24 protein-coding genes are annotated in these 24,375 nt (G+C 71.4%); 17 read left to right on the top strand and 7 right to left on the bottom strand.

The window, feature by feature from the left end; genetic code table 11:
- Positions 1 to 3 precede the first annotated feature (3 nt).
- The 4 genes from ABD810_RS26365 to murQ all read left to right on the top strand — a co-directional run bounded on the left by ABD810_RS26365 (position 4) and on the right by murQ (position 4,056).
- The gene (locus ABD810_RS26365; protein WP_344945907.1) at positions 4 to 1,071 is read left to right on the top strand and encodes an ABC transporter ATP-binding protein; all 1,068 of its coding nucleotides are present in this window, start codon (positions 4 to 6) and stop codon (positions 1,069 to 1,071) included.
- Positions 1,068 to 2,075 carry an ABC transporter ATP-binding protein gene (locus tag ABD810_RS26360; protein ID WP_344945904.1) on the top strand — a complete coding sequence of 336 codons (1,008 nt, stop codon included), beginning with the start codon at positions 1,068 to 1,070 and terminating at the stop codon, positions 2,073 to 2,075. The genes ABD810_RS26365 and ABD810_RS26360 overlap by 4 nt, the downstream gene beginning before the upstream one ends.
- Positions 2,072 to 3,076: a GNAT family N-acetyltransferase gene (locus tag ABD810_RS26355; RefSeq protein WP_344945901.1), complete on the top strand. Its 1,005-nt coding sequence runs from the start codon at positions 2,072 to 2,074 to the stop codon at positions 3,074 to 3,076. Before ABD810_RS26360 ends, ABD810_RS26355 begins: the two co-directional genes overlap by 4 nt.
- Before the next feature lie 65 nt (positions 3,077 to 3,141).
- Positions 3,142 to 4,056: an N-acetylmuramic acid 6-phosphate etherase gene (murQ, locus tag ABD810_RS26350; RefSeq protein WP_344945898.1), complete on the top strand. Its 915-nt coding sequence runs from the start codon at positions 3,142 to 3,144 to the stop codon at positions 4,054 to 4,056.
- Between the two features lie 8 nt (positions 4,057 to 4,064).
- Here murQ and ABD810_RS26345 read toward each other — a convergent pair whose 3' ends face one another.
- Positions 4,065 to 5,282 carry an NAD(P)/FAD-dependent oxidoreductase gene (locus tag ABD810_RS26345; RefSeq protein ID WP_344945895.1) on the bottom strand — a complete coding sequence of 406 codons (1,218 nt, stop codon included), beginning with the start codon at positions 5,280 to 5,282 and terminating at the stop codon, positions 4,065 to 4,067.
- Between the two features lie 164 nt (positions 5,283 to 5,446).
- Here ABD810_RS26345 and ABD810_RS26340 point away from each other — a divergent pair, with 164 nt between their 5' ends.
- From ABD810_RS26340 to ABD810_RS26320, 5 genes are all read left to right on the top strand, one after another.
- Positions 5,447 to 6,052 carry a GNAT family N-acetyltransferase gene (locus ABD810_RS26340; RefSeq protein WP_344945892.1) on the top strand — a complete coding sequence of 202 codons (606 nt, stop codon included), beginning with the start codon at positions 5,447 to 5,449 and terminating at the stop codon, positions 6,050 to 6,052.
- A gap of 84 nt (positions 6,053 to 6,136) precedes the next feature.
- Positions 6,137 to 6,493, top strand: coding sequence for a DUF488 domain-containing protein (locus tag ABD810_RS26335; RefSeq protein ID WP_344945889.1), 357 nt, complete (start codon positions 6,137 to 6,139; stop codon positions 6,491 to 6,493).
- 234 nt (positions 6,494 to 6,727) lie between these two features.
- Positions 6,728 to 7,504 (top strand): SGNH/GDSL hydrolase family protein, encoded by a 777-nt coding sequence (locus ABD810_RS26330; protein WP_344945886.1) that lies wholly within the window; start codon positions 6,728 to 6,730, stop codon positions 7,502 to 7,504.
- A 129-nt stretch (positions 7,505 to 7,633) separates the two neighbouring features.
- Positions 7,634 to 7,996: a hypothetical protein gene (locus tag ABD810_RS26325; RefSeq protein WP_344945883.1), complete on the top strand. Its 363-nt coding sequence runs from the start codon at positions 7,634 to 7,636 to the stop codon at positions 7,994 to 7,996.
- Positions 7,997 to 8,136: 140 nt separating this feature from the next.
- A complete protein-coding gene (locus ABD810_RS26320; protein ID WP_344945880.1) occupies positions 8,137 to 8,703 on the top strand; it encodes a hemerythrin domain-containing protein in 567 nt (188 codons plus the stop codon).
- A gap of 76 nt (positions 8,704 to 8,779) precedes the next feature.
- Here ABD810_RS26320 and ABD810_RS26315 read toward each other — a convergent pair whose 3' ends face one another.
- On the bottom strand, positions 8,780 to 9,736 hold the full coding sequence (locus ABD810_RS26315; RefSeq protein WP_344945877.1) for a YbgA family protein: 957 nt from the start codon (positions 9,734 to 9,736) through the stop codon (positions 8,780 to 8,782).
- 269 nt (positions 9,737 to 10,005) lie between these two features.
- On the opposite strand from ABD810_RS26315, the gene ABD810_RS26310 reads away from it, so the two are divergent.
- The 4 genes from ABD810_RS26310 to plsX are packed head-to-tail and all read left to right on the top strand — an operon-like array spanning position 10,006 to position 14,435.
- Positions 10,006 to 11,055: a polyprenyl synthetase family protein gene (locus tag ABD810_RS26310; protein ID WP_344945874.1), complete on the top strand. Its 1,050-nt coding sequence runs from the start codon at positions 10,006 to 10,008 to the stop codon at positions 11,053 to 11,055.
- Complete coding sequence (locus tag ABD810_RS26305; protein WP_344945871.1) at positions 11,055 to 12,524, top strand: phytoene desaturase family protein; 1,470 nt, start codon at positions 11,055 to 11,057, stop codon at positions 12,522 to 12,524. The genes ABD810_RS26310 and ABD810_RS26305 overlap by 1 nt, the downstream gene beginning before the upstream one ends.
- On the top strand, positions 12,521 to 13,420 hold the full coding sequence (locus ABD810_RS26300; RefSeq protein ID WP_344945868.1) for a phytoene/squalene synthase family protein: 900 nt from the start codon (positions 12,521 to 12,523) through the stop codon (positions 13,418 to 13,420). Before ABD810_RS26305 ends, ABD810_RS26300 begins: the two co-directional genes overlap by 4 nt.
- A gap of 1 nt (position 13,421) precedes the next feature.
- A complete protein-coding gene (plsX, locus tag ABD810_RS26295) occupies positions 13,422 to 14,435 on the top strand; it encodes a phosphate acyltransferase PlsX (protein WP_344945865.1) in 1,014 nt (337 codons plus the stop codon).
- A 44-nt stretch (positions 14,436 to 14,479) separates the two neighbouring features.
- Here plsX and ABD810_RS26290 read toward each other — a convergent pair whose 3' ends face one another.
- Positions 14,480 to 15,193 (bottom strand): spheroidene monooxygenase, encoded by a 714-nt coding sequence (locus ABD810_RS26290; protein ID WP_344945862.1) that lies wholly within the window; start codon positions 15,191 to 15,193, stop codon positions 14,480 to 14,482.
- A gap of 31 nt (positions 15,194 to 15,224) precedes the next feature.
- On the opposite strand from ABD810_RS26290, the gene ABD810_RS26285 reads away from it, so the two are divergent.
- A complete protein-coding gene (locus ABD810_RS26285) occupies positions 15,225 to 15,821 on the top strand; it encodes a glycerol-3-phosphate acyltransferase (protein ID WP_344945858.1) in 597 nt (198 codons plus the stop codon).
- Here the strand turns inward: ABD810_RS26285 and ABD810_RS26280 are convergent.
- Genes ABD810_RS26280 through ABD810_RS26270 form a run of 3 tightly spaced genes read right to left on the bottom strand, consistent with a single transcriptional unit; the run spans position 15,772 to position 19,372 of the window.
- The gene (locus ABD810_RS26280) at positions 15,772 to 17,004 is read right to left on the bottom strand and encodes a glycosyltransferase family 2 protein (protein ID WP_344945855.1); all 1,233 of its coding nucleotides are present in this window, start codon (positions 17,002 to 17,004) and stop codon (positions 15,772 to 15,774) included. The two genes, ABD810_RS26285 and ABD810_RS26280, sit on opposite strands and share 50 nt — an antisense overlap.
- Positions 17,001 to 18,461 (bottom strand): phytoene desaturase family protein, encoded by a 1,461-nt coding sequence (locus tag ABD810_RS26275; RefSeq protein WP_344945852.1) that lies wholly within the window; start codon positions 18,459 to 18,461, stop codon positions 17,001 to 17,003. Before ABD810_RS26275 ends, ABD810_RS26280 begins: the two co-directional genes overlap by 4 nt.
- On the bottom strand, positions 18,449 to 19,372 hold the full coding sequence (locus ABD810_RS26270) for a carotenoid biosynthesis protein (RefSeq protein WP_344945849.1): 924 nt from the start codon (positions 19,370 to 19,372) through the stop codon (positions 18,449 to 18,451). The genes ABD810_RS26275 and ABD810_RS26270 overlap by 13 nt, the downstream gene beginning before the upstream one ends.
- Positions 19,373 to 19,507: 135 nt before the next feature.
- Between ABD810_RS26270 and ABD810_RS26265 the strand changes: the two genes are divergently transcribed.
- Complete coding sequence (locus tag ABD810_RS26265) at positions 19,508 to 20,671, top strand: lactate 2-monooxygenase (protein ID WP_344945846.1); 1,164 nt, start codon at positions 19,508 to 19,510, stop codon at positions 20,669 to 20,671.
- Positions 20,672 to 20,730: 59 nt separating this feature from the next.
- Positions 20,731 to 21,282 carry a hypothetical protein gene (locus tag ABD810_RS26260; RefSeq protein WP_344945843.1) on the top strand — a complete coding sequence of 184 codons (552 nt, stop codon included), beginning with the start codon at positions 20,731 to 20,733 and terminating at the stop codon, positions 21,280 to 21,282.
- Positions 21,283 to 21,454: 172 nt separating this feature from the next.
- On the opposite strand, the gene ABD810_RS26255 is transcribed toward ABD810_RS26260, so the two are convergent.
- Positions 21,455 to 23,044: a peroxidase family protein gene (locus tag ABD810_RS26255; protein WP_344945840.1), complete on the bottom strand. Its 1,590-nt coding sequence runs from the start codon at positions 23,042 to 23,044 to the stop codon at positions 21,455 to 21,457.
- Between the two features lie 468 nt (positions 23,045 to 23,512).
- Between ABD810_RS26255 and ABD810_RS26250 the strand changes: the two genes are divergently transcribed.
- Complete coding sequence (locus ABD810_RS26250) at positions 23,513 to 24,337, top strand: hypothetical protein (RefSeq protein ID WP_344945837.1); 825 nt, start codon at positions 23,513 to 23,515, stop codon at positions 24,335 to 24,337.
- Positions 24,338 to 24,375 lie beyond the last annotated feature (38 nt).

The raw sequence follows: 24,375 nt of genomic DNA, 5'->3' as shown, positions 1-24,375 counted from the left end.
CGAGTGACGACCACCTCCCACGGGGCCGGGGCACCTCCCCGGCCCGGTTCCCCCGCCACCCCCGGCCTCGGCACGGCGCCGGGCGTGCGCGTCCGCGATCTCACCGTCGTCTACAAGACCCCGCTCGGCGAGCTGCCCGCCCTGGGCGGTGTCAGCCTCACCATCGAGCCCGGCACCATCACCGGCATCGTGGGGGAGTCGGGCTCCGGCAAGTCCACGCTGGCGCTTTCGCTGCTCAACGCCGTCCAGCCGCCCGGCCGCATCAAGGCGGGCAGCGTGGAGATCGACGGCCTGGGCGACGTCGTCGAGCTGCGCGGCGACGAGCTGCGCCGGGCGCGCGGCAGGCATCTGGGATACGTCTTCCAGGCCGCGCAGAACTCCCTCAACCCGCTCAAGACGGTCGGCAAGCAACTGCTCGACCTCGGGCGTTCCCACGGCGTCGAGGACCGGAGCGCGCTCGTACGGGAGGCCAAGGAGCTGCTGGAGCGGATGGGCCTGGACGGCGCCCGGGTGCTCGACTCCCACCAGCACGAGCTGTCGGGAGGCATGCGCCAGCGCGTCGGCATCATGCTCGCCCTCGTGCTGAACGCCCAGCTCGTCATCCTCGACGAGCCGACCACGGCACTCGACATGATCACGCAGGCCACCATCCTGCGGATCGTCCGCGAGGTCCACAAGGAGCGCGGGCTCACGACCGTGATGGTGACCCACGACATCGGCGTGGCGGCGGAGCTCACCGACCGCCTCGCCGTGATGTACGGCGGGCGCGTGGTCGAGCACGGCCCCACCATGGAGGTGCTCGGCACGCCCCGCCATCCCTACACCCAGGGCCTGATCCGGGCGATCCCGCGTCTGTCCGGCGACATCGCCGAGGCCCAGGGGCTGCCCGGCCGGCCGCCCACGCTTGGCACCCTGCCGGTGCGGGGATGCGTCTTCAGGGAGCGCTGCCCGCTTCGCATGGACATCTGCGAGACGGTGGAGCCGCCCCCGGTCACCCATGGCGAACGGACCGTCGCCTGCCACGCGGTCGAACGGTCGCACTCGACGGCGGAGCAGGAGGAATACGCGTGATCACAGGCACCGGCATCACCAAGACCTACAAGCAGCGCGGCAACGTCCTCGGCGGCCGGGACGTGCCGGCGTTGCGTGGGATCGACTTCACCGTCAAGAAGGGCGGAGCGGTCTCGTTCATCGGCGAGTCCGGATGCGGCAAGACCACGCTCGGACGGATCGTCGCGGGACTGGAGACCTACGACTCCGGCGAGATCGTCATCGACGGCACGCCGATGTCCCCCCTCCGCCCCAAGAAGCGGCAGCCGCACTTCCGCAAGATCCAGCTCATCCACCAGGACCCGTACTCCGCGCTCAACCCGACCCGGACGATCCACCAGACCCTTCAGGCGCCGCTCGCGCTGCGCGCGGGCCGGACGGGCCGCCCGAAGTCGTGGATCGACGATCGGGCGGAGGAGCTTCTGTCCCTGGTGGGCATCGACCCCGGATACGTGCTCGGGCGCTATCCGCACCAGCTCTCGGGCGGCATGCGCCAGCGTGTGGTCATCGCCCGCGCGCTGACCGTGGACCCGGAGATGCTCGTCGCCGACGAGTCGGTCTCGATGATCGACGTGTCGATGCGGCTGAGCATCCTCGGCCTGCTCAAGGACCTGCGCGAGCGGCTCGGGGTGAGCCTGCTGTTCATCACCCACGACATCGCCACCGCCAGGTACATCGGCGAGGACGGCGAGCTGTATGTGCTCTACCGGGGACAGGTCGTGGAGCGTGGGCTCACCGAGGACGTCATCGCCGGTCCCGTGCATCCCTACACCCAGTCGTTGCTGTCGGCGATCCCCGTCCTGCACGGCGTGGAGCGGCCGGGCCCGGACCGGGTCGTGCCGCTGGAGGCGCTCGACGAGCGTCATGCCGACGCCGGTTGCCTGTTCGCCCGCAGGTGCCCGTTCCGTACCGAACGTTGCGAGAGCGAGTCGCCCACGCTGGTCCAGGGGGCGGACGTCTCACACGAGCACGCGTGCTTCCACCCCCGGCGCCGTAGCGTGATCCCGGTCGAGGCGGTCGCGTGAACGGCGGGCGGCAGGACCACCGCGCCGGCCCGCCGGCGGCGGGGGTGCCCGCCGGGATTCCCGGGACCGGCATCCGGCCCGCGGTCCCCGCCGAGCTGCCCGCCATCGGGGAACTGGCACGGGCCGCGCTCACGCTGGACGCCGCCGAGGCGCCGCAGCTCGTCACACGGCTCGCCACTCCGCCCGAGGGCCGTGAGTGGACGGCGCTCGTGACGCCGGAACTCGACGGGGTGGTGTTCGCCTCGACGTCGCCCGACGGCGTGGGCCATGTGGACCTGCTCGCCGTCCACCCGTCCGCTCAGGGGCGAGGGGCCGGCAGGGCCCTGGCCGTGGCGGCCGAGGTCTGGCTGCGTGAGCGAGGCGTCCGCGAGATGCGGTTCGCGGGCAACCCTCCCTGCTACGCCTGGCCGGGCATCGACGTCCGGTACACCCCGGCGGCCTGCCTGGCCGAGAGCCTCGGCTACGAGAGGTATCGCACCGCCTGGAACATGACCGCGGACCTCACGGGGTACTTTCCCGGCGGTGCGGAAGCCCTCGGGGAGGACCGGGCGTCGGACACCGCCGCCGGTACGGCCATCGGTGAAGGCGCGTCCTCCCGTGCCGCCCTCGCCCGGCTGGATTCGGCCGGGGTCACCCTGCATTCGGCGCCCCCTGGCGAGCGTTCCGCGGTGGCGGAGTTCGTCAGGAGGCAGTGGAACGACTCATGGGCCTGGGAGGTCGAGCAGGCGAGCGGGTGCCACTACGCCGCCCGGCAGGACGAGATCCTGGGCTTCGCCGCCTGGGGCGCGCGGCCGGGATGGTTCGGCCCGATGGGGACGGCCGAGGCCGCCCGCGGGCTGGGGGTCGGCAGGGTCCTGCTGCGGCGATGCCTCCAGGAGCAGGCGGCGGCGGGCCTGCGCAGCGTCCAGATCAGCTGGGTCGGCCCGGTGCGCTTCTACGCGAGGGCCGTCGGCGCCCGCGTGGAGCGCGTCTTCTGGCTCTACCGCCGCTCTCTCGGCTGACCTCCACGACCGGTGGGACACCGCCCGTCGCCCCATTCGACTATCGCCCCGGAAGATGAGGAGTCATGACCCAATCCATTGCTCTGTCCATGACCGAACAGAGCGACCCCCGTTACCGGCAGATCGACAGGTTGCCGACCGCCGAGATCGCCCGGCTGATGAACGCGGCCGACTCCACGGTCCCGGGGGCGGTGGCAAGGGCGGTCCCGCAGATCTCGGCCGCGATCGACCAGATCGCCGCCCGGATGCAGGACGGCGGACGGCTCCTCTACGTGGGCGCGGGCACGTCCGGGCGGCTGGCGGTGCTGGACGCCTCGGAGTGCCCGCCGACCTTCGGCACCGATCCCGAGGTGGTGCAGGGCATCATCGCGGGCGGAGTGCAGGCGCTGACGCGGTCGGTCGAGGGCGCGGAGGACGACGCCGAGGCCGGCGCGGCGGCCATCCGGGAGCGGCGGGTCGGGCCGCTCGACTCGGTCGTGGGCATCTCCGCCGGTGGGCGGGCGCCGTTCGTGGTGGCCGCCGTGACCGAGGCCCGGGCCCTCGGGGCGCTCACCGTTGGCCTGGCGTGCAACGAGGGCGTGCCGCTCTCGCAAGCCGCCGACCACTCCATCGAGGTGGTCGTGGGACCTGAGGTGGTGACCGGCTCGACGCGGCTGAAGGCCGGCACGGCGCAGAAGCTGGTCCTCAACATGATCTCGACGATCGCCATGATCAAATGTGGCAGGACCTTCGGCAACCACATGGTCGAGGTCTCCGCCAGCAACACCAAGCTCGTCGACCGGGCGGCCCGCATCGTCGGCGACATCACCGGCGCGAACCTGTCCGCCTCCCGTGCCGCCCTGGAGGCCGCGGGCCACGAGGTGAAGACGGCCGTGGTGATGATCGAACGCGACCTCGCCCCCGACGAGGCCCGCCTGCTGCTGGCCGCCTATGGGGATCGGCTCGACAGCGCCCTGGAGGCCCGCCCTCAGGGCGCCTGACGGAACCATCAGCCGGGCTGCGACGCCATCGCCCGGCGGCTCCGAGCGCGTGGGGGGCGCCCGCCGAGGAAGGCCGCGGGAACGGTCAGGTAGCGGCTGATCCGGTAGGTGACCGGCGGGCTGGCGCTGACCAGCTTCTTGTACAGGACCGCGCTCCTGCCGCGCAGGAACGCGCCACGCGGGGAGTCGTCGGCGTGCGTGAACTGGATCACGGCGTCCTTGCGGCCGAGGCTGACCGGCTGGTGGATGTAGCCGAAGCGGAAGGTCCGGGCCTCTCGGCCGCGCAGCCGGCGTCCGATGGAGTCGGCGGCGTGGGCGGCGCTGGGTATGCCGCTCTGGCAGGTGCCGTGCAGGACGCCGAAGTCCTGGCGGATGGCGGCGCTGTCACCGACCGCGTAGATCGACGGGTGCGACACCGACCGCAGGGTGGCGTCGACCACGATGCGGTTGCGGTCGTCCACGGTGATCCCGGAGTCGGCCGCCAGCCGCGAGGCCTCGAAGCCGGTCGTCCACAGGCACGCGTCGGAGTGGACCAGTTCCCCGCCGGCGAGTTCGACGGCGTCGGGCAGGACCTTGACGATCTCGGCGCCCACGCGGCTCTCGATGCCTAAGCGCTCCAGCGCTCGGCCGAGGTAGGCGCGTGCGCGGTCGCCCATCATCCAGCCCGGCCGGTCGCGGCCGATCAGCACGACGCGCAGGCCCGGATGGGCTTCCGCGATCTCCGTGGCGGCCTCGATGCCGGTCAGGCCGTTGCCGCACACCGTCACGGTGCCTCCCCGCGAGGAGATCTCTACGAGCCGCGCGGCGAGCCGGGCGGCGGCCTCGGGGCCGTTGAGCGTGTGGGCGTGGTCCGCGACGCCGGGCACGGTGCCGGTGGCGGTCGCGCTCCCGATCGCGTACACCAGCGTGTCGTAGTCCAGCACCCGCTCGCCGGCCGTGGTCCGCACGGTGACGTGCCGCTCTTCGGGATCGATGCGGGTGACCCATCCTTGGGTGAACTCGACGCCGCTGCCCGCGAGGAGCTTCGGGATCTCGTACTCGGCGAGCGTCTGACCGGCGGCCGTCTGGTGCATCCGCAGCCGCTCGGTGAACCGCGACGAAGGGTTGACCAGCACGACCTGCCCGCCGTGGCGGCGGGTGTGCCGCGCCGTGCGGATCGCGGCCATCATGCCGGTGTAACCCGCGCCGATCACCACGATGCGGTGCCGAGCATGGACAGTACTCATGCCATCCTCCTCTGTGGCGCGCCCCTTGTGGGGTCGTTCGTCACAAGGACGGATCCTGTCCGCGCCGACGTGACGTCAGCTCTATGTGACCTGGGTCACATCCAAGGCGACGCGCCGGGGCCCGCCCGGATCCGCGCCGCGGCCTGCGTGGATAATTCACAGTCATGTCTCCCCAGATAGAACTGGTGTGGCCCGCCGAGGCCGATGACCTCCTGCGCGTCGAGGTCCACCGCGTCATCCACGCCGTCGTGGAGATGGGCGGCGCGGTCGGCTACCTGCGGCCGCCCGGCAGGGAGGAGACCGATCCCTTCCTGGACGACGTCCTCGCCGACGTCCGTCTCGGCCGCGCGGCGCTCGCTCTGGCACGGGTGGACGGCGTGGTCCGGGCGATGGGCCTGTGGAGGCGGGCGTCGGCACCCGTCTTCGAGCACTCCGCCGAGCTCGGGAAGGTCATGGCGCACCCGTCGGCACGCGGCCTCGGCCTGGGCCGCCTGGTCGTCGGCGCCCTCGTCGACGACGCGCGGGCGGCGGGCATCGAGACGCTGACCCTGGGCGTCCGTGGCAACAACCATGGTGCGATTCAGCTCTACGAGGAGCTCGGCTTCCGCGAATGGGGCCGGCTGCCCAACGTCATCGAGGTGGGCCTCGAACGTTTCGACGACGTCCGCATGTTCCTTGAGCTCGGCAGGGACCCCAAGCTCCTGCTCCGCGGGTCCTCTCCCGGCGGCATCGGATCCTCACCGCGGCGACCGCGCGGCCGGGCGTCCTGACCGGACCCGGGTGAGCGCCCCGGAACCGGGCATATCCCCGGTGACCAGCGTGAACTCGCGTGACGGCTCGGAAGCGAGGTGCTCATGCCCGTACGACTGCGTCGCGTTTACGACGATCCCTCCTCCGAGGACGGGACCCGCGTGCTGGTCGACGGTCTGTGGCCGCGCGGGCTGTCCAAGGCGGACGCGCATGTGGACGAATGGCTCAAGGAGGTCGCCCCGTCCCACGAGCTGCGCACCTGGTACGGGCACGATCCGGCGAGGTTCGAGGAGTTCCGGCGCCGCTATCTCTCCGAACTGGAGGGGGACGCTCGCCGGTCCGCGTTCGAACGGCTACGCGAATTGCTTCAGCAGGGCCCGTTGACCCTGCTCACGGCCACCAGGGATGTGGAACACAGCCACGCCGCCATCCTGGCCGGGCTGTTGCGCGAGTCTCGCTGACGCCGTCCTTGGCACTGTTCACGTATTCCGGACAGGTTCCTCGGCGAACCCTGTGCGGGGACGTCGAGAGGAGTACCTTCTCTCAGCGTGTCTTCAGGCCGCCTTCACCCACCGACCGCCGGCATGGGGCACCATAAAGATGTGACATTTGTCCCTATAGGCGACATGGGCGGTCATAACCGGCACGCCAGATGGGCGTCGGGGGCCGCGCGCCGGGTTCGGTCCAGGGCAGGCGTGACGCTGCTGTCCATGGTCGCCCTCTTGGGCGTCACCCTCGACGCGGGCTCGGCCGCCGGAGCGCTCAACTCGCCGGTCAGGGAAGCCGTATCCCGCTCCTCGGCCCAGGTGGGCACGGTCGTGGGTCTGGGCGACTCGGTGCCCGCCGGTTCCGCGTGCGACTGCACGACCTACGTCTCCCTGGTGGGCCGGTCCCTGGCGGCGGCCCAGGGAGGGCGAGTGGTCAGCAGGAACCTCGCCGAGGCCGGGCTCACGACCCAGGGACTGCTGGACCGGCTCGCGGAGGACACGACCAGGGGAGCCGTGGCCGCCGCCGACCTGACGATCATCACCATCGGGGCCAACGACTTCGACAGCGCCTCGATCGATGACTGCGGCCCCGGCGCGGGCCTGGCCTGCTACAAGGAGGATCTGGCGCGGCTGCGTGCCAACATGGACGCCATCCTGAGCGGGGTGCGCGCGCTGGAGGCGCGCGACGGCAGCCGGATCGTCGTGACCGGCTACTGGAACGTCTTCCTGGACGGCGCCGACGGGCGTGCCCAGGGAGAGGACTACGTCACCACCAGCGACCGGCTCACGCAGGCCGTGAACGCCGTGCTCGCCGCCTCGGCCGCCGCCGCGGGCGCGCTGTACGTCGACCTGTACGTGCCCTTCAAGGGAACCGACGGCACCCGCGACGACACCGGGCTCCTCGCCGACGACGGTGACCACCCCGACGCCACCGGACACCAGATCATCGCCGAGTCGGTGCTCTCGGCCCTCTCCGCCACCTGACCGCCCGCCGGCCCGTGGCCGCGGTACCCGTGAAACGCCTGGTCACAGTGGTCAACACACTCCCGGATGATGTCCCCCGGCGGGGGGGTCGCAGGAAGCCGGCAGTTATCGTTGGGACAGGGGGAAAGCATGATGAAACGCATATGGGCCATCACCCTGCTGCTCGCCGTCATGGCGGTGGGATCCGTCGTCACCGGGGGCGGCGCTCAGGCGGCGAGGAAGACGACGGTCAGCATGTGGCAGTACAGGACCATGGTCCGCCAGTGCCGGTACGCCAACACTCCGCTGCTGCGCAGGCATTGCCGCGACGCCGTACGAAGGCACTACCGCGTCGGCAGGAGGAACATCTACCTCGACTGCCGCACCTATTCGGGCATCTCCGTGTGCGGCAGGCTGGTGCTCACCAAGCGGGAACGCCGGTGTGTCACGCGCTTGGTGCGCGAGGGGCTGTCCCGCCGGCGCGCCGAAGTGGAGTGCTACGCGTTCGAGTAGACCGAACCGCGCACCGGCCCTCCAACCGCCCGCGCCACCGCCACCTCGCCCTGATCGGCCGTCACGGTCACGGCCGTGTTTCCCGGCGAGTCCCCCGGGTAACGCGGACCTCGTCTACTCAGCGCAGAGGAGGGAGTTCCATGGAGTACGACGGTGACGTCATCACCGTCCTGACCACCGATCACCGCGAGGTCGAGCAGATGTTCACCGAGCTGGAGAGCCTGCGTGGCACCGATGACGAGGATCGTCGCAGGGACCTCACGGAGAAGGTGATCATCGAGCTTGTCCGGCACTCGGTCGCGGAGGAGGCCTTCCTCTACCCGGCGGCGCGCAAATTCCTCCCGGAAGGCGACACGCTCGCCGACCGCGAGATCGCCGAGCATGCCGAGAACGAGCGCCTGATGAAAGAGCTCGAACGAACCGAGACCAGCGACCCGGCCTTCGACCATCTGCTGGACAAGCTGATCGCCGCCACGCGCAAGCACATCCGGGAGGAGGAGAGAGAGCTGTTCCCGCAGCTCGTCAAGTACGCCGAAGCAGAGGATCTGCACAGCGTGGGCAAGAAGATACGGGCGATCAAGAAGATCGCTCCCACCCGCCCGCATCCGGCGACCCCGCACAACCCGCTGGCCAGCAAGATCCTGGCTCCGGGCACCGGTCTGGTCGACCGCGTCCGTGACCTGGTCACCGGCCGAGGGCGGGACTGAGGCGAAGCCGGTTCCGGTGGCGGCCGCATGAGAACCCCAACCGTCACCGGAATCGGTTTCGACACCTGGACAGGGTTCAGGCGGGGACGTGGTTGCGGAGGCACAGCGCCTCCGGGTAGAGCGAGAAGTACGTCTGGTCCAGCAGGTAGGTCATGCCCGCGCCCCGCACATGGTGGCGCAGCAGGGTGAGCGGCACGCTGAGGGCCACCTGGTGGGCCTGGTAGGTGTGGATGACCTCGACCAGGTCGGCGCGGCGTACGGCGTCGAGGTGGCCGCTGATCATGCCGAGGCAGTGCTGGAGCACGTTGACGTTGCGGCCGATCGTCGCCCGTACGGTGAGGGCCGCACGGAACGCGTCGCCGTAGTCGGCGGCGAGCCGCTCACGCGGGCGCGTGCCCGCCTCGGCCACGAGCCGTCCGATCGCGCGGTAGCCGGCGGGGTCGTGGGCCAGGATCTGCATCTTGTGCCTTGAGTGGAAGGCCACCAGGTCGTGGGGCCGCCAGTCGCTCTCGAAGAACGCGCGCAGCCGGGCGTGGGCGAAGATCCGCTCGACGAACGCCTCGCGCAGCACGTCGTCGCGCAGCCGCCCCTCGTCCTCCACCGGCAGCAGCGGGTGCGCGTTCATGATCCCGTTCGAGAACAGGCCCCGGTTGCGGCGGTCGACGGCCGTGTCACCGGCGTAGAGGGGGATGCCGTGGATGCCGCAGCTGGGGCTCTTGGCCTTGAACACGTAGCCGTCCACGTCGAGGCTCGCCGCGCGCGCCGTGGCCAGTTCGGTCATCGGCCCGGTGAGGTCCCTCCGGGTCTTGCGGGTCACCAGGCGCGGGCCCTCGGGGGAGCGTTCGAGGCGCAGCGTCTCGCGGGGGCTGCCGAGCCCGATGTCCATCTCCGGGCATATCGGCACCCAGTCCACGTACGCCGACAGTGCGTCCGAGAGGAACCGGTCGCGGCTGTGGCCGCCGTTGAACCGCACCGGCTCGCCGAGCAGGCAACTGGACACCGCCACCCGTGGCCTCACCAGCGTGCCGTTCATCTGGCCGCCAGGTCCAGGAGCGCGGACAGGCGGTGGAGGCCGCGTGTCGTACGGGCCTTGATCGTGTCCTTCATGAGCCCCCGCATCCATTGAAGGTGATCCCATGTGTTCCTTCGAGTCCACGTCCTCGTACGGATGCGGCCCGCGGCCATCGGGACGGACCGCCTCCGCCGGTCGGGTCCGGCGCGATCGATGCCGACCATGTGCATCCGAAACGCCTGCCATGGCCGAAAGGGATTACAGCGATCAAAGGAGCTGCGCCGATGGTGATGGCGACACGTGATGCGAACGACCTGCGGGAGCTGGTCGATCGCCGCCTCGACGAGCTGCTCGAACAGGAGATGGGCAGGCTCCACTTCGTGGGGGAGGACGGCCAGGCCACGCTGCGCGCCTACCTGGTGGACTTCATCCGCACAGGCGGCAAGCGCCTGCGGTCGTCGTTCGTGTACTGGGGGCACCGGGCGTCGGGAGGCGCGCCCGAGGACCAGGACGCGGTGCTCGCGGCCGGATGCGCCGTCGAACTCCTGCACGCGTCCGCGCTGCTCCTCGACGACGTCATGGACGAGGCCGCGACCCGGCGCGGCCGGGTGACGGCCCATGTGGACCTCGCCGAGCTGCACCGCCGCATGGGCTGGTGGGGCGACCCCCAGCGGTTCGGAGAGTCGGTCGCGACGCTGCTCGGAATGCTCGCCTTCACCTGGGCCGACGCCGCCCTGCTTCGCGGCGGACCCGGGCTGCCCGAGACGCTGGAGGTCTTCACGCAGCTCCGCGTGGAGATCATCGGCGGGCAGTACCTCGACGTGGCGCTCGCGGCACGCGGTACGGGGGACGTCGAGGAGGCGGCACGCATCTCCACCTACAAGTCGGGCAAGTACACCGTCGAACGCCCTCTGCACCTCGGGCACGCCATCGCCGGGGGAGAGCCGGGACTTCGTGCCGTCCTGAGCGCCTACGCGCTCCCGCTGGGAGAGGCGTTCCAGCTACGCGACGACGTCCTCGGCGTGTTCGGCGACCCCGCGCTCACCGGCAAGCCGGCCGGGGCCGACCTCCGCCAGGGCAAGCGCACGTACCTGACGGCCGACGCCCGCAAACGCGCCGACCGGTACGGCGTGGCACTTCTGGACAACGTGCACGACGAGAGCGACGTGACGGCGGCGCGGGACCTCATCGCCGGCACCGGAGCCCTGGACGCCGCGGAGCGGCGCATCTCCGACCTGGTGGCGCAGGCCACCGGAGCCCTGGACGGCGCCGGCATCCCGCCGGACGCCTGTGCCGCGCTCATCGAACTGGCCCACGTCGCGACGAACAGGAGCACCTGATGGTCAGGCGTGCCCCCGTCGTGGTCGTCGGCGCGGGACTCGGCGGCCTCGCGGCGGCGATCCGGCTCGCCGGCGCGGGACGCGAGGTGACGGTGATCGAGGCACAGGACGTGCCCGGAGGCTGCTGCGGCACCGCGAACCTCGGCCCCTACCGCTTCGACACCGGCCCCTCGGTGCTCACCATGCCGGGCGTGCTCGCCGACACCTTCGCCGCCGCGAACGAGGACCTGGAGAGCTGGCTGCCCCTGCGCCGGCTCGACCCGTACTACCGGCTCGAATACCACGACGGCTCCCACCTGGACGTGGTCGCGGGGGAGGACGCGATGGCGGAACAGGTGCGCGCCCTGGCCGGTGCGGCCGAGGCCGAACGGTACCGGCGGTTCCGGCGGCTCCTCGGCGAGATGTTCGACGCCGAGTGGCCCTCGTTCATCGACCGGGACATGACCCGGCTCCGCGCCCTGGCCCAGCCGTACGCCCTGTCCCGGCTGGCCGCCCTGGGCGGGTTCCGCAGGCTCGACCGGCTCGTCCGACGCCATCTCACCGACGACAGGCTCATCAGGGCCCACACCTTCCAGGCCCTGTACGTCGGCCTGTCACCCCGGCAGGCACTCGGCATCTACGCCGTGGTGGCGCACATGGACACCGTAGGCGGCGTCTACTTCCCCCGTGAGGGCGGCATGCACGCCATCCCCCGCGCCATGGCCGCCGTCGCGGAGAAGGCGGGCGCCTCGATCCGGTACGGCGTGCGGGCCACGAAGATCGAGACGGACGCCTCCGGGGTGGTCGCCGTCCGCCTGGACACCGGCGAACTGCTGCCCGCGAGCGAGGCGGTGGTCGCCTGCGACCTCCCCCAGGCGCACGCCGGCCTGCTGCCACCAGGCGCCGGTGACTGGCGGCTACGGCGGCCCAAGTACTCGCCGTCGTGCCTGGTCCTGCAGTTCGGGCTCGACCACCGGCTGACGGGACAGGCCCATCACACGCTGCACTTCGGGAAGGAGTGGGAATCCACGTTCACGGCTCTGGCGGCGGGCAGGCCACAGCCGGATCCGAACCTGCTGATCACCTACCCGGATTCGGATCTGGACGCGGCACCGGACGGGCACGCCACGCTCACCGTGCTGGAGCCGACCGCCAACCTGCTGGGCGGTGAGAGCTGGGACCGGCTCACTCCCCGGCTGGAGGAGCGCCTGCTCCGCCGGCTCGCCGACCTCGGCTACGGAGACCTCACGTCGGCGCCCCGGCTCACCCTCGACCCGCCCGCCTGGAAGCGCCGCGGCCACTCCGCGGGAACCCCCTTCGCCCTCGACCACCGCTTCACCCAGACGGCCTGGTTCAGACCCGCGGGCGCCGCCAGACGCGTTCCCGGGCTGCACTTCGCCGGCATGTACACGGCGCCCGGAGTGGGAGTGCCGCCTGTGCTGATATCCGGGCGCCTGGCCTCCGAGCGGATCCTGGAGACCTCCCGATGACCCTGACCGCCAGCTACGAGCAGTGCCGCCGCCTCAACGCCCGGTACGGCCGCTCCTACTACCTGGCCACCCGGCTGCTGCCCGCCTGGAAACGGCCGCACGTGCACGCCCTGTACGGGTTCGCCCGCTACGCCGATGAGATCGTGGACTCCTTCAGCATGACCGGCGACCGCGAGGCGGCGCTCCACGGCCTCACCACCCGGATGACCGCGGCGCTGGCGGGCGAGCCCGTCGACGACCCGGTGCTGCCCGCGTTCACGCACACCGTGCGGTCCTTCGGCGTCGACCACGCCGACATCCACGCCTTCCTGCGGGCGATGGGGGCCGACCTGACGGTGACCCGCTACGCGACGTACGAGGACCTGCTGAGCTACATGGAAGGGTCGGCCGCCGTCATCGGCACGATGATGCTGCCGGTGCTGGAAGCCATGCCCGGGGCGGCGGAGCGGGCACGGGAGCCGGCGCGCCAGCTCGGGCTGGCGTTCCAGCTGACCAATTTCCTGCGCGACGTCGCCGAGGATCTGGAACGCGGCCGGGTGTACCTCCCGCTGGAGGACCTGGAGAAGTTCGGCGTGGACGTGGCCGACCTGCGGCGGCCCCGAGCCACCCCGGCCGTACGCGAACTCCTCGCCTTCGAGGCCGACCGGGCCCGGGACCACTACCGGCAGGCACTCGCGGGCATCGACCTGCTCGTCCCGTCGTCCCGGCCGTGCATCCGCGCGGCGTACGAGCTCTACGGCGGCATCCTGGGCGAGATCGAGGCCACGAGGCACGACGTGCTGGTGGCGCGGGCGCGCGTGCCGCGCCGGCGCAGGCTCTCCATCTTCGCCCGGCACCTGCTGGCGGCCTCCGCCGCCGACAGGGCCGAACGTCGCGTGCACGTCAAGGTGCCGTGACATGAGGGGCGGAGCGGTCGTTCACATCTCCCAGGGGGGCAGCATGCCGAAGCCGGTGGTCGTCGACGCGATGGGGGGAGACCACGGCCCGGCCGAGACGGTGCGCGGAGCGGTCTCGGCGCTGCGGGAGCACGGCGTGCCGGTGGTACTCGTCGGCCGGGCGGGGGAGGTGCGCCGGGAGCTCGTGCGGCATGGTGCCGCGGGGGAGATCGACGTGGTACACGCCGACGACGTCATCCCCATGGCCGAGCGCGGGGCGGACGCGGCGGCCAGGGCGAGCTCCAGCCTGGTCGTCGGCTGCGAGCTCGTACGGCAGGGCGCGGGAGGGGCGTTCGTATCGGCCGGCTCCACCGGAGCGGTGGTGACGTGCGCCATCCGGGGGCTGGGCAAGGCCGAGAGCGTGCTGCGCCCCGCGCTGGCGGTGGCCCTGCCCACGGTCACCGGAGGCTCCACCGTCCTGATCGACGCGGGGGCCACATCCGACCCCACACCGGAGATGGTCGCGCAGTTCGCCGTCCTCGGCGCGTCCTACGCGCAGCTCGTGCTCGGGGTGGCCGCGCCGTCGGTGGGGCTGCTCTCCATCGGCTCGGAGCCCGGGAAGGGCAACCGGCTGACGCGCAGGGCGGAGGAGTTGCTGCACTGGCTGCCGTTCCGCTTCCACGGCAACGTCGAGGGCCACGACGTGCTGGCGGGAACGGTCGACGTGATCGTCACCGACGGCTTCACCGGGAACGTGGTCCTCAAGAACGTCGAGGGCTCCGTCAGGGCGGCGCTCACCATGGTGGCGCGGGCCGGCATCGCCACCCCCGGCGAGCTACGGGAGGTCGCCGTGCGGTACGACCCCCAGACGCACGGCGGCGCGGCCCTCCTCGGGCTCGACGGCACGGTCGTCGTGGCACACGGCTCCTCACGCGCGGCGACGATCGCACGAGCCTGCGCGGTAGCCCACGACCTGGCCACCGGCGAGGTCGTAACCCGCATCCAAACCCACCTCACCACCGAACCCGCGACGTGACCCCCTCACCCCCTCCACCTGGCCGCGGCCGGCCTGGTGGAGGTTCATGGACGGTGGAGGCGGGCGAGAGGGTCGAGTCCGTCCCAGGTGCCTTGGCTGTCGTATGGGGTGAAGCGGGCGAACAGCTCTTCCGAGTACCAGTTTTCGTCTCGTACGCGACCGATGACCCGCCGGTGGGCGTCACCCCGGTAGGCGAACGCCCGTACCGCCGCCGCGTCGCGCCACAGCGAGAACGTGGACTGGCGTGCCAGCGGCCACTCACCCACACCGACGGAGGCCAGACAGCCGTCCTGGGCCCGCAGGTCCCGATCCACCGGTCCGATGGATCGATAGAACGCGGTCAGCCGGGACACCCGGATCGACGCCCTGGTCAGCACGGCGACCGGCCCTTCGGCCCTCGCTTGACGGTCAAGCGCGCCGGCCCTCGCCTCACCGTCAAGCGCGCCGGCCCTCGCCTGACCGTCAAGCGCGCCGAACGGCTCACAGCCGCCCCACCGGCCGCGCGAGGCCAGGGGCGTCAGCCGTACGTGCCAGGCTTCCAGCGCCTCGGTTCGCCAGCGGGCCGCGATCGGCGAGCGTTCCAGGAACTCCTCCAGCGACGCCTCATCCCGCCACACCGCCAGCATCGCCCACCGGCGAAGGTCCGCCCCCAGGCTCATGGACGTGCCCCTGCCGGTGCCCAGCAGCCGCCAGAACGCCAGCCCTCCGGTACGGCGCAGCAGCGGCCTGTCGAAGGCCATGTACCGCATGGCGCTCATATCCGGATATCTCATGAGGTGAAAGGAAGCGATGGTACCCGTGCTCGTCGCTGTCATCGGCGGCTACCTGCTCGGCTCGGTGCCGGTGGCGATACTGGTCGCCAGGGCGTACGGCTTCGACCCCCGTGACGTCGGCGACCGGAACCCCGGCTTCTGGAACATGAAGGACCAGCTCGGATGGCGGGCCTCCGTGCCCGTGTTCGCGGGGGACACCCTGAAGGGAACGTTCGCGGGACTGCTCGGCCTGGTGGCCGGTGGCGCCCACTTCAGCGGGCCGGCGGTCGTCACCGGGGCGAGCGTCGTGCCCGTGTACGCGGCGGTGGCCGCGGCGATGATCGGCCACGCCTGGCCGGTGTTCGCGGGCTTCCGTGGCGGGCGCTCGATACTGACGTTCGCCGGTGGTGTGGCCGTCATCTGCCTGCCGGTGTTCCTGCTCGCCGTGGGGATCCTGGCCGTGCTCGCCCTGTCCACACGGTCGTTCGCGATCGGCGCACGGGCCGGCGTGTTCAGCGTCCCGCTGCTGCAACCGCTCTTCACCCCGGCCCTCCAGGTGGCGGCGACCGGCGCGCTGATGTGCCTCATCGGACTGCGCTTCGGCCAGGCGGCCCTGGCCGGACGCCGCTCATGACGTCCACATCGGCCTGGCCCGCCGAGGTTCCGGCCGGATAGGTGCGGCCGCGCCAGGTGCGTACCGGACGCAGGCTCGCCTGCGTCAGCCGCACGGCGGTGAGGGGATCGAGCAGAGGAGAGAGCAGCACCCCGGGCCCGGGCCGGGTGTAGCTGTCCCGCAGCGCCCCGGTGAGCAGCGACCGGGCGGCGAGCAGCCCCAGATCGAGCCCGGTCGGCCGTCCACGGACCAGCCGGAGCACCGGAAGCGCGGCGGCGAGCCACACCACGGCGAGATCGCCCACCAGCCGTACGGGGCCGGTGACGTCCCGCAGCGGCAGGGAGCGGCCCCACTCCCGCCACACCTCCGCCGCGCTCTCATGCATGTCGACCTCCAGCAGGTCCCCGGCGTCGAGGAAACGCACCTCCCAGCCGCTCCGGGCGAGAGCCCTGGCCAGGGCGACGTCGTCGGTCATGTGCCCCCGTACCCGGGCGAAACCGTCGGCGCTGAGCATCGCCTCCCGGCGGAAGGCCATGCACTGCCCGTTGGCCAGGACCCGGTGCGGAGGCGGCGGAACGCCGGCGCCGATCGGGCCGAACCGGTAGACCAGCGTCGCCAGGAAGGAGGCGTGCAGCGCCTGCTCGACGGCGCTGTCGCAGACGAAACGCGGCCCCACGCTCAGCAGGTCGCAGCCGTCCAACGCCGAGGCCATCGCGCCGAACAGGCCCGGCCTGGGCCGCGTGTCCGCGTCCAGGGTGACGATCACCTCGCCGCCGGCCGCGGCGAGCCCCTGGTGGAGGGCCCACTGCTTGCCGACCCAGCCGTCCGGCAACGGTTCGCCCGGCACCACCCGCGCGCCCAGTCCGGCGGCCAGCTTCGCCGTACCGTCGCTCGACTCGTCGTCCACGACGATGACCTCGGCGACACCGGGATCGGCACGGGCGGCGGTGACGCAGGGGCCGATGCGGCGCTCCTCGTTCCGCGCGGGGATGACGACGGAGACCGCTCCCGACGGTCCTTCGGACCGGCCGAGCTCGGACGGCCTGGCGTCGCGAAGGCCGAGCCCCGGCTTGTCGCCGTGGCGGTCGAGCGGCGGCGGTCGGTCCCTGTGTCGGCCGAGTGGGGGCAGTCTGTCGCGTCCGCGCAGCAGCCGTGCGCCGACCACGAGCGCGGCCAGGGTCTGCGCGGCGGTGAGCGCTCTCATCGGGTGTGGACCTGCTTCCTCGTGTCCGGCCGGGGGAAGTCCTCGTTCACCAGCGAGGCGACGATGCGCCCGCCCATCGCCACCAGCGGCAGGCCGCCACCGGGATGCGCCGAGCCGCCGACCAGGTACAGGCCCCGGCGCGGTCCCCGGTTGCCCGGCCGGCGGAACGGCGCGAGCATGCCGCGGTAGGGCGTGCCGTAGATCGCCCCGCCCCACGCGCCGTACCGGTCCCGCAGGTCGGCGGGGGTGAACAGGTCGACGAACCGCAGCCGCCCCGACAGGTCGTGGCCGCGGTTCGCGAGGCGGTCGAGCACCAGATCGCGGTACGCCTCCGGAGACATCGGCCACCGGCCGGGATCGCGGGCCGGGACGTTGACCAGCATCACCCAGTTCTCGGTACCCGCGGGCGCCTGCGAGGGATCGTCCACCGCCGAGCAGCCGATGTACACGGTCGGATCCTCCGGCGGCCGGCGGCGGTCGAAGATGTCGGCGAACTCCCGCCGGTAGTCGGCGGAGAAGACGATGGAATGGTGGGGGAGCCCTTCGGTCCTGCCCTCCACCCCGGCCAGCAGCAGGAACGCCGAGGACGACAGCCCCAGCCCGGCGATCCTGCGCAGGCGGGCCCGGTGCGGCAGCAACTGCCCGTACAGCGCCGCCGCGTCCGTGTTGGCGATCACCACGTCGGCCCGTACCACCTCGCCCGACACCAGCCGCACCCCGCGCACCCGCTCGCCGTCGGCCAGTACTCCGGCGACCCCCGCGTCCAGGTGGACCTCCACGCCGGCCTTGTCCAGCAGCTCGGCCAGGGCGTCGGCGAGGCGGGGCAGGCCGCCGGGGACGTACCAGCCGCCGTGGCCGTGCTCGATCGCCGGGATGCAGCCGAGTGCCGCCGGCGCGCGATAGGGGCTGGAGCCCGCGTAGGTGGCGTAGCGGCCGACGTACTGGCGCAGGCGAGGGTCGCGGAAGAAGCGGCGGGCGAGGCCGTCCAGCGTACGGCCGGGGGCGACGGCCAGCAGGTCGGAGGGCCGGGCCGCCGTGGGGGGCCGGGTAAGCGGGCCGGTGAAGAACGTACGGCGCGAGGCTTCCAGGCACCCCTGGGCCCAGCGGTGGAACTCGCGCCACCGGTCGCCTTCCCCGGGCGCGAGCCGCTCCACCTCGGCGGCCATCCGCTCCGGTTCACGGTACGCGGTCAGCGTCGAACCGCCGGGGAAGCGGTACCGGCACAACTCGGCGACCTCGATGGCGTCCAGCCGCACGCCGAGGTCGCGGAAGACGTCGGGGAGGGTGAGCAGCGAGGGGCCGAGGGAGAAGGTGAAACCGGCACGCCGATGCTCGGCGAGCTTCCCGCCGAGCCGGGGGAGACGTTCGTACAGCCGGACGCGGTAGCCGTCCCGTGCCAGCAGCAGGGCGGACACCATGCCGCCCACGCCGCCACCGACGACGATCACCTCGGCCATCTACGCCTCCACGCCAGCAGTACGAACACGCCCATACAGGTCCCTCCGACGGCGGCGACGAGGAGATCGGGCGGGTCGAACACCGCCGCGAAGCCCAGCGTCTCCATGACCGCCATCACCGTGTAGATCGTCACCAGCCCGGTGCCCTTGGGTACGGGGCCACGCGCGGGCCTGGTGAGGACCTTGTCGATCAATGCCATGACCAGCATCGAGACGACCAGCCAGCCTGCGAAATTGCTGATCGGCACCCCTCGGTAGGGGCCGGGGTCCGCCCAGGTCCACAGGCCGAGGCGGATCATCTGCGGATCGAGGAAGAGGTCCCACGCGGTGAGCGCCGGCGCCCCCGCCACGACGCGTCTCAACGTGCTGTCGAAGCGCCGCGCCGCCTGTCCCGGAGCGGCTTCGGGACGGGCGGCCACCGCCCTGGCCTTTGTCCCAGGGCTGGTGAACGCCGCCCCCGGAGTGGTCCTGGGACCGGCCACCGCCCTCGCCACCGCGTGGGCCGCCAGCCCCATGCCGCCCCACGCCAGTGCCACGATCAGCGGAACCCCGCCGAGCCGTGGCCACAGCACGTCCGTGTAGCGGTACTCCCCGAAGGGGACGCCGGTCCTGATGCCGATCCACTCCGCCGCGTACCCCACGGCGGCCGTGGCGGCGAACGCGGTCGCGGCCCGGGGAAGGCCGTGATCCGCCGCGGCGAAGGCCACGGCGGCGGCCGCCAGCAGGAGCACGACGACGCTGGTGAGCCGTACCGGCCGGGGCTCGAGTCCCGAGGCGACCTGAGCGGCCACCATGGCGATCAGCAGGATCGCGCCGGCGACGACGAACACCACACGGGCGGCCGGAATCCCCGATCCCTCCGCCCCGCCCACCTCACCGGACCGGCGCCGGTCCCTCGTCGCCTCTTCCACACGTAGGCATTCGATCGTCTTCCCGGATCAGATGCATCCAGGTGGCTCGGGCCCGCCGTACTCGCCGGTTCATGCTCCTGTACGCGGACCGGTTACGGTGAAGGACGGTGCCGCAGCACCGGCCGAAGGAGGATCATGGGGACGCTCGCCGACTTCCAGAACGAGATCTACCTGAACGGGCTCGGTGACGTGCTGCCCGACCTGCCCACCGGCCTCACCGCGCTCGAACGGGCCGCTCAGGAGCGGCTCCCGCCGAATGCTTTCGGGTACGTCGCCGGGTCGGCCGGCAGCGAGTCGACGGCACGAGCCAACCTCGACGCCTTCGAGCGGTGGCGCATCGTCCCCCGCATGCTGCGCGACGTCGCCGTACGGGACCTGTCGGTGGAGCTCTTCGGGCGGCGGTCGCCCTCCCCGGTGCTGCTGGGCCCGATCGGCGTGCTCGCCATCGTGCATCCCGAGGGCGAGCTGGCCGTTGCACGCGCCGCGGCGGCCCAGGGGGTTCCCATGGTGCTCAGCACCGCCGCCTCGTACTCGATAGAGGAGGTCGCGGAGGCGAACGGCGACGGGCCCCGCTGGTTCCAGCTCTACTGGTCCAAGGATCGCGAGGTGACGGCGAGCTTCCTGGAGCGGGCGAAGGCGGCGGGCTACACGACGCTGGTGGTCACGCTCGACACCCACACGCTCGGCTGGCGGCCACGCGATCTCGACCAGGCCTATCTGCCGTTCCTGCGCGGCGTCGGGGTCGCCAACTACTTCTCCGACCCCGCGTTCCAGAAGGCGGTCGGCGGCCCGATCGACGACTCCAACCGGAACGCCGCGCTCCTGCGCTGGGCGGCCAACTTCGGCGACCCCTCGCTGACCTGGGACGACCTGGAGTTCCTCCGGGAGCACTGGGACGGGTCGATCGTGCTCAAGGGCATCCAGCATCCAGATGACGCCCGGCGGGCCGTGGACGCGGGCATGGACGGTGTGGTCGTCTCCAACCACGGCGGCAGGCAGGTCGACGGCGCGATCGGCTCGCTGGACGCGCTGCCCGGTGTGGTGGAGGCCGTCGGCGACCGCACCACGGTGCTGTTCGACAGCGGCATCCGTACGGGCTCGGACGTGATCAAGGCGCTGGCCCTGGGCGCGGAGGCGATCCTGCTGGCCCGCCCGTACGCCTACGGGCTCGCGCTCGCCGGCGAGGCGGGCGTCCGGCACGTCATCCGATGCCTGCACGCGGAACTGGAGATCGCGATGTGCCTGACCGGTGCCGCCAGGCCGGCCGATCTGACCGCGGACCTGGTGACGCGCCTCTGACACGGCTGCCGCGATGGGGACCTGGGCGGCATGCCACTCTCGGCTCCTAGACTTCGGGTATGCGACGGCTGAGAAGCACCGTGGTCGTGGTGGCGGGCGAGCGGGCGGCCGAGGTGGTCTCCGGGCTGGACGGCCTGCACAACGTGCGGGCGATCGTCCGCGGCGAGCGCACGCCGGCGGAGGTCACCGAGGCGGTGGCCCGCGCGGTGGCGACGTACGTCGTGCACGACGCCGATCCGCTGGCCGATGTCGGCGCCGCCTGGACGGGATTCTTCGACGGCGTGGGACCCGTAGGAGGCCTGGAGGTGGCCATCGAGGAGACCCTGGGCGCGCTGCGTGCCGAGCGGTCGGTGCTGCCGGACTACTACATCGTCCTCGACCCCGACGACCTGCCGGTCACCCGGCGGCACTGGTGGCTCGGCGTGCTCCCCGGGGCCTCGCCGGCCCGGGTCGTCCCCACGCCGGCCTCCGCCGCGGCGGTCACCGACACGCTCGGCAGGCTGTCCGCCGGCCGCTGGTGGCCCGCCGACCTTGAAGCCTGGCTGCGCGGCCTTCCCCGGGTGATCCCCGACCACACCGGCCTGGCCGCCACCCCCGGCGTCCGCACCTGAGCCGTCCGGCTGCGGTTTCGATCCGCCACGACCCGCGACCATGGATGACGCGGACATCGTGGTCTCCCGAATGGACCGATGGCCGGCCGTCTCTTTCTCTCTGCTTGAAATGACCGGTCGCGGGTCCCGGGTCGCTCCGGGACCCGCGACCGGGTCAGTTCTGTCGTGCGGGTCACTGGCCTCGGCTGGCCGGGTCCACTCGGGCGAAGGTGAGCAGATCGACCATCCGGAAGTCGCCGGTCGCGCCACTTCTCCTCGGCAGGGTCGGCACCCAGCCGGGGTTGGTGTTGAGGTAGGAGGCCGAGTCGAGTTGCAGCAACCCGATGAAGACCTCTCCGACGATCCTGGCGCCCACTCCGGCGAGCCTCAGGCCGCCGGCCATCACTTCGGCTTCCTTGAGGACGTAGTACCAGAGAGGAGTGCTGGACGGCATGCCGTGGCCGAACTGCTGCAGTTCGGGGAACTCCTGCGCCGGCAGGGGCGAGACTCCGATGGCGTTGGCGATCGACTGGCCGGAGGGAAGCGACCACGTGACCTGACGGAGCAGGTTGCGCTGGGGTAGCGAGATCGGGGGGTCCTGGGACGAGATCGCGCCTAGAGGCAGTTGGAAGAGAGGGGTGGAGATGTTGGTGTCGATGCGCTTGTTCGGGCGCACCTGGCCGTCACCGAAGTCGAAGAAGGTCTGCCAGCCGATGAACCGCCTACGTGCTCTCGCGCCTCCGCGCAGGTCGACCGGATCGGCCTGACCCTGCCCGGCAGGGTCGAAGATGAAGCCGAAGAAGGCCGAGCCATCCGCGTTCCCGGCCAGATTGGCGCGGTACGACGGCCGTACCATGCTGTGCCCGAACCGGTAGGCGGCGCCCTGGAATTCGACCGGGATGAACTGTTGCCCGGCGATGGGCCGGTAGAACCTCCGTCCCGACCCCAGGATTTCGCTGACCAACGGCTGACCGATGATGAGGGGCAGGAATTCATGGATAATGATCCACTGATAATGCCAGCGGACCAGTTGCCGCGCCGCGTTGAAGACGCTGCCCGTCTGCCCCTGAGAACGTAACCGGTCGACCACCCGGTTATGGAAGAGCAGGAAAGCGGCGTGTAATCCGGAGATCATCAGATTCTCGTCGTTACGCGGATCGGCGATGATCGCCGCGCCGCCGGACCCTCTGGGCAGGTCCTCGAACAACCCGCCGCTCTGCACCCGGAACTTGTCGCGGTCGGCGGGGTCGTACAGTTCCGGCTGCCCCGTGGGGCCGCGTCCGTAGACCGAGTCCAGATCCAGGCCGGGTGTCCGGGTGTTCTGCGTCTGCTCGGGCGCGGTGGGCCTGCCGAGCGGCGAGGTCTGGTCGAAGGTCATGTCATGGTCGAGGAACTGGCCCAGGAACGTCGTCCCGGCGGTGTGCCCTGAGTTGTCCAGGTTGTTGGGGCTGAGCTCAGGGTTGGTGATCAGGCGGATCGGCCCTTCCTGCAAGGGGTCCCGCGCGTCGATGATCCCACCGAGCTTGCCCATCTCCATGAGTGCTGTCCGCAGCGAGGGTGGTCCGCCGTTCTGCAGGTCGGCGAACGCGGGCAGGTTGAAGATCCGGCCGAATCTGTCCGGGGAGGCCGCCAGGCCGCCCGCTTGTGCGGTGGTGATGGTGGCGAGAGCCTCGGCGGGGGCCAGGGTCAAGGCTCCGGCGGCGGCTCCCGCTCCGACCCCGGCGAGGAACCGGCGCCTGGTGAGGGGTGATAACTGCTCTCTGGTTCGTGGCTCTTCTGCCATGTTCGCCCTTCCAAGGGGAAGCACGGCTGCCCCTCACAAATCTGACAGAGGGGCAGTGAGAATGTTGACCGAAGTATTTAGGCGGAAATGAGCGCGATACAACAGCGCGTGGCTGACGTAAGACCCTTGGGGGTCATCCGCATTGAACCGTCCGCGTGACGTGACGGCGGCGAGGACCCGTACATGGTGAAGCCATGGTCATTCACCGGCGCCCGAAGACTGTACCCTGCTGACAACGGGAAACAAGTCGTACCAGCCGGTAAGTCCGCACCGCATTACGCGTTCTGATATGTCCGAAACTGAGGCGGTGACGTGTTCTGAGGTGCCTGAGACCGCGCCGGGTACGCTGGCGTCGCAGGCTGCTGAGAAGCTGCTACGCGACGCCCGTTCGGCGCACCGTCATGTAGCGACCCACCTGCTTTCGCGTTCACGTGCCTCGATCGGCGAGGCCGGCCGGAGAATGTCGTCATGGCGACGTGGACGGTCTGGCGGCAGGACGACATCGGCAACACGGCAGAGGTGGCGCGCTACGACGATCGGGTCGAGGCACTGGCCCGCGTCCTGAAGTTCGAGGCCGGGCATCCGCACAAGCAGACCTACTGGGTGGCCGGGGACGTTGTCCCCCTCACCAACCGTGATCTGTACCGGCGGATCACTGCCCTGCGCGCGGTGCTCGTCGCCGGCGAACGCACGTTGCCGGAGTACCTGCGGGCGCTGTGGCACGTCAGCCGTACCAGAAGCGACCGCGACCGGCTCCCACTCGACGAGGTCGCCGCCATGCTGACCGCGGCCGCGACCTTGGCCCCACCACCGGCCGACGAGGTGACCTCCACGCCGGCCGCGACCTTGGCCCAACCACCGGCCGACGAGGTGACCTCCACGCCGGCCGCGACCTCGGGGCCGCTGTCGGCCGAGGTAAACCGGGACTTCGTCTCCGAGGTGAGCCTGTCGGGGTTCGCGCGGTGGGAGGCGGTCATCACGTCCCAGATCGCCGACCTGGACGACTTCGCCCTGCAGCCGCCTGGCGATGATGCCTACTTCGGAGTGGATGCTCCGCGAACATCCGGCCCTCGCGCGACTCCGAGACGTTGGTACAACCTCCACCCGGCGACCTATCTGGAGTGCGGGCTGGCCGGAGCCTTCGGCGGCTGGGACGAGTCCGACGGCCTGCGGATCGCGGTTCCCGGCCCGGTCCACCCGGACGTGCCCATGGATACGGAGGTCGTGCAGATCGACGCACTGACCTGGGACGACCTGGCCGACTTCGCCTTGTGCGGGCAGACGTACGAATGATCTCCGACCTGACTTCTTCTAGCCCATTCGACCGGCCT

It is taken from the genome of Sphaerisporangium flaviroseum (assembly GCF_039537005.1).
In the GTDB taxonomy this organism is placed as follows: Bacteria; Actinomycetota; Actinomycetes; order Streptosporangiales; family Streptosporangiaceae; genus Sphaerisporangium; species Sphaerisporangium flaviroseum.
This window is presented reverse-complemented; position numbering and strand designations above follow the sequence as displayed.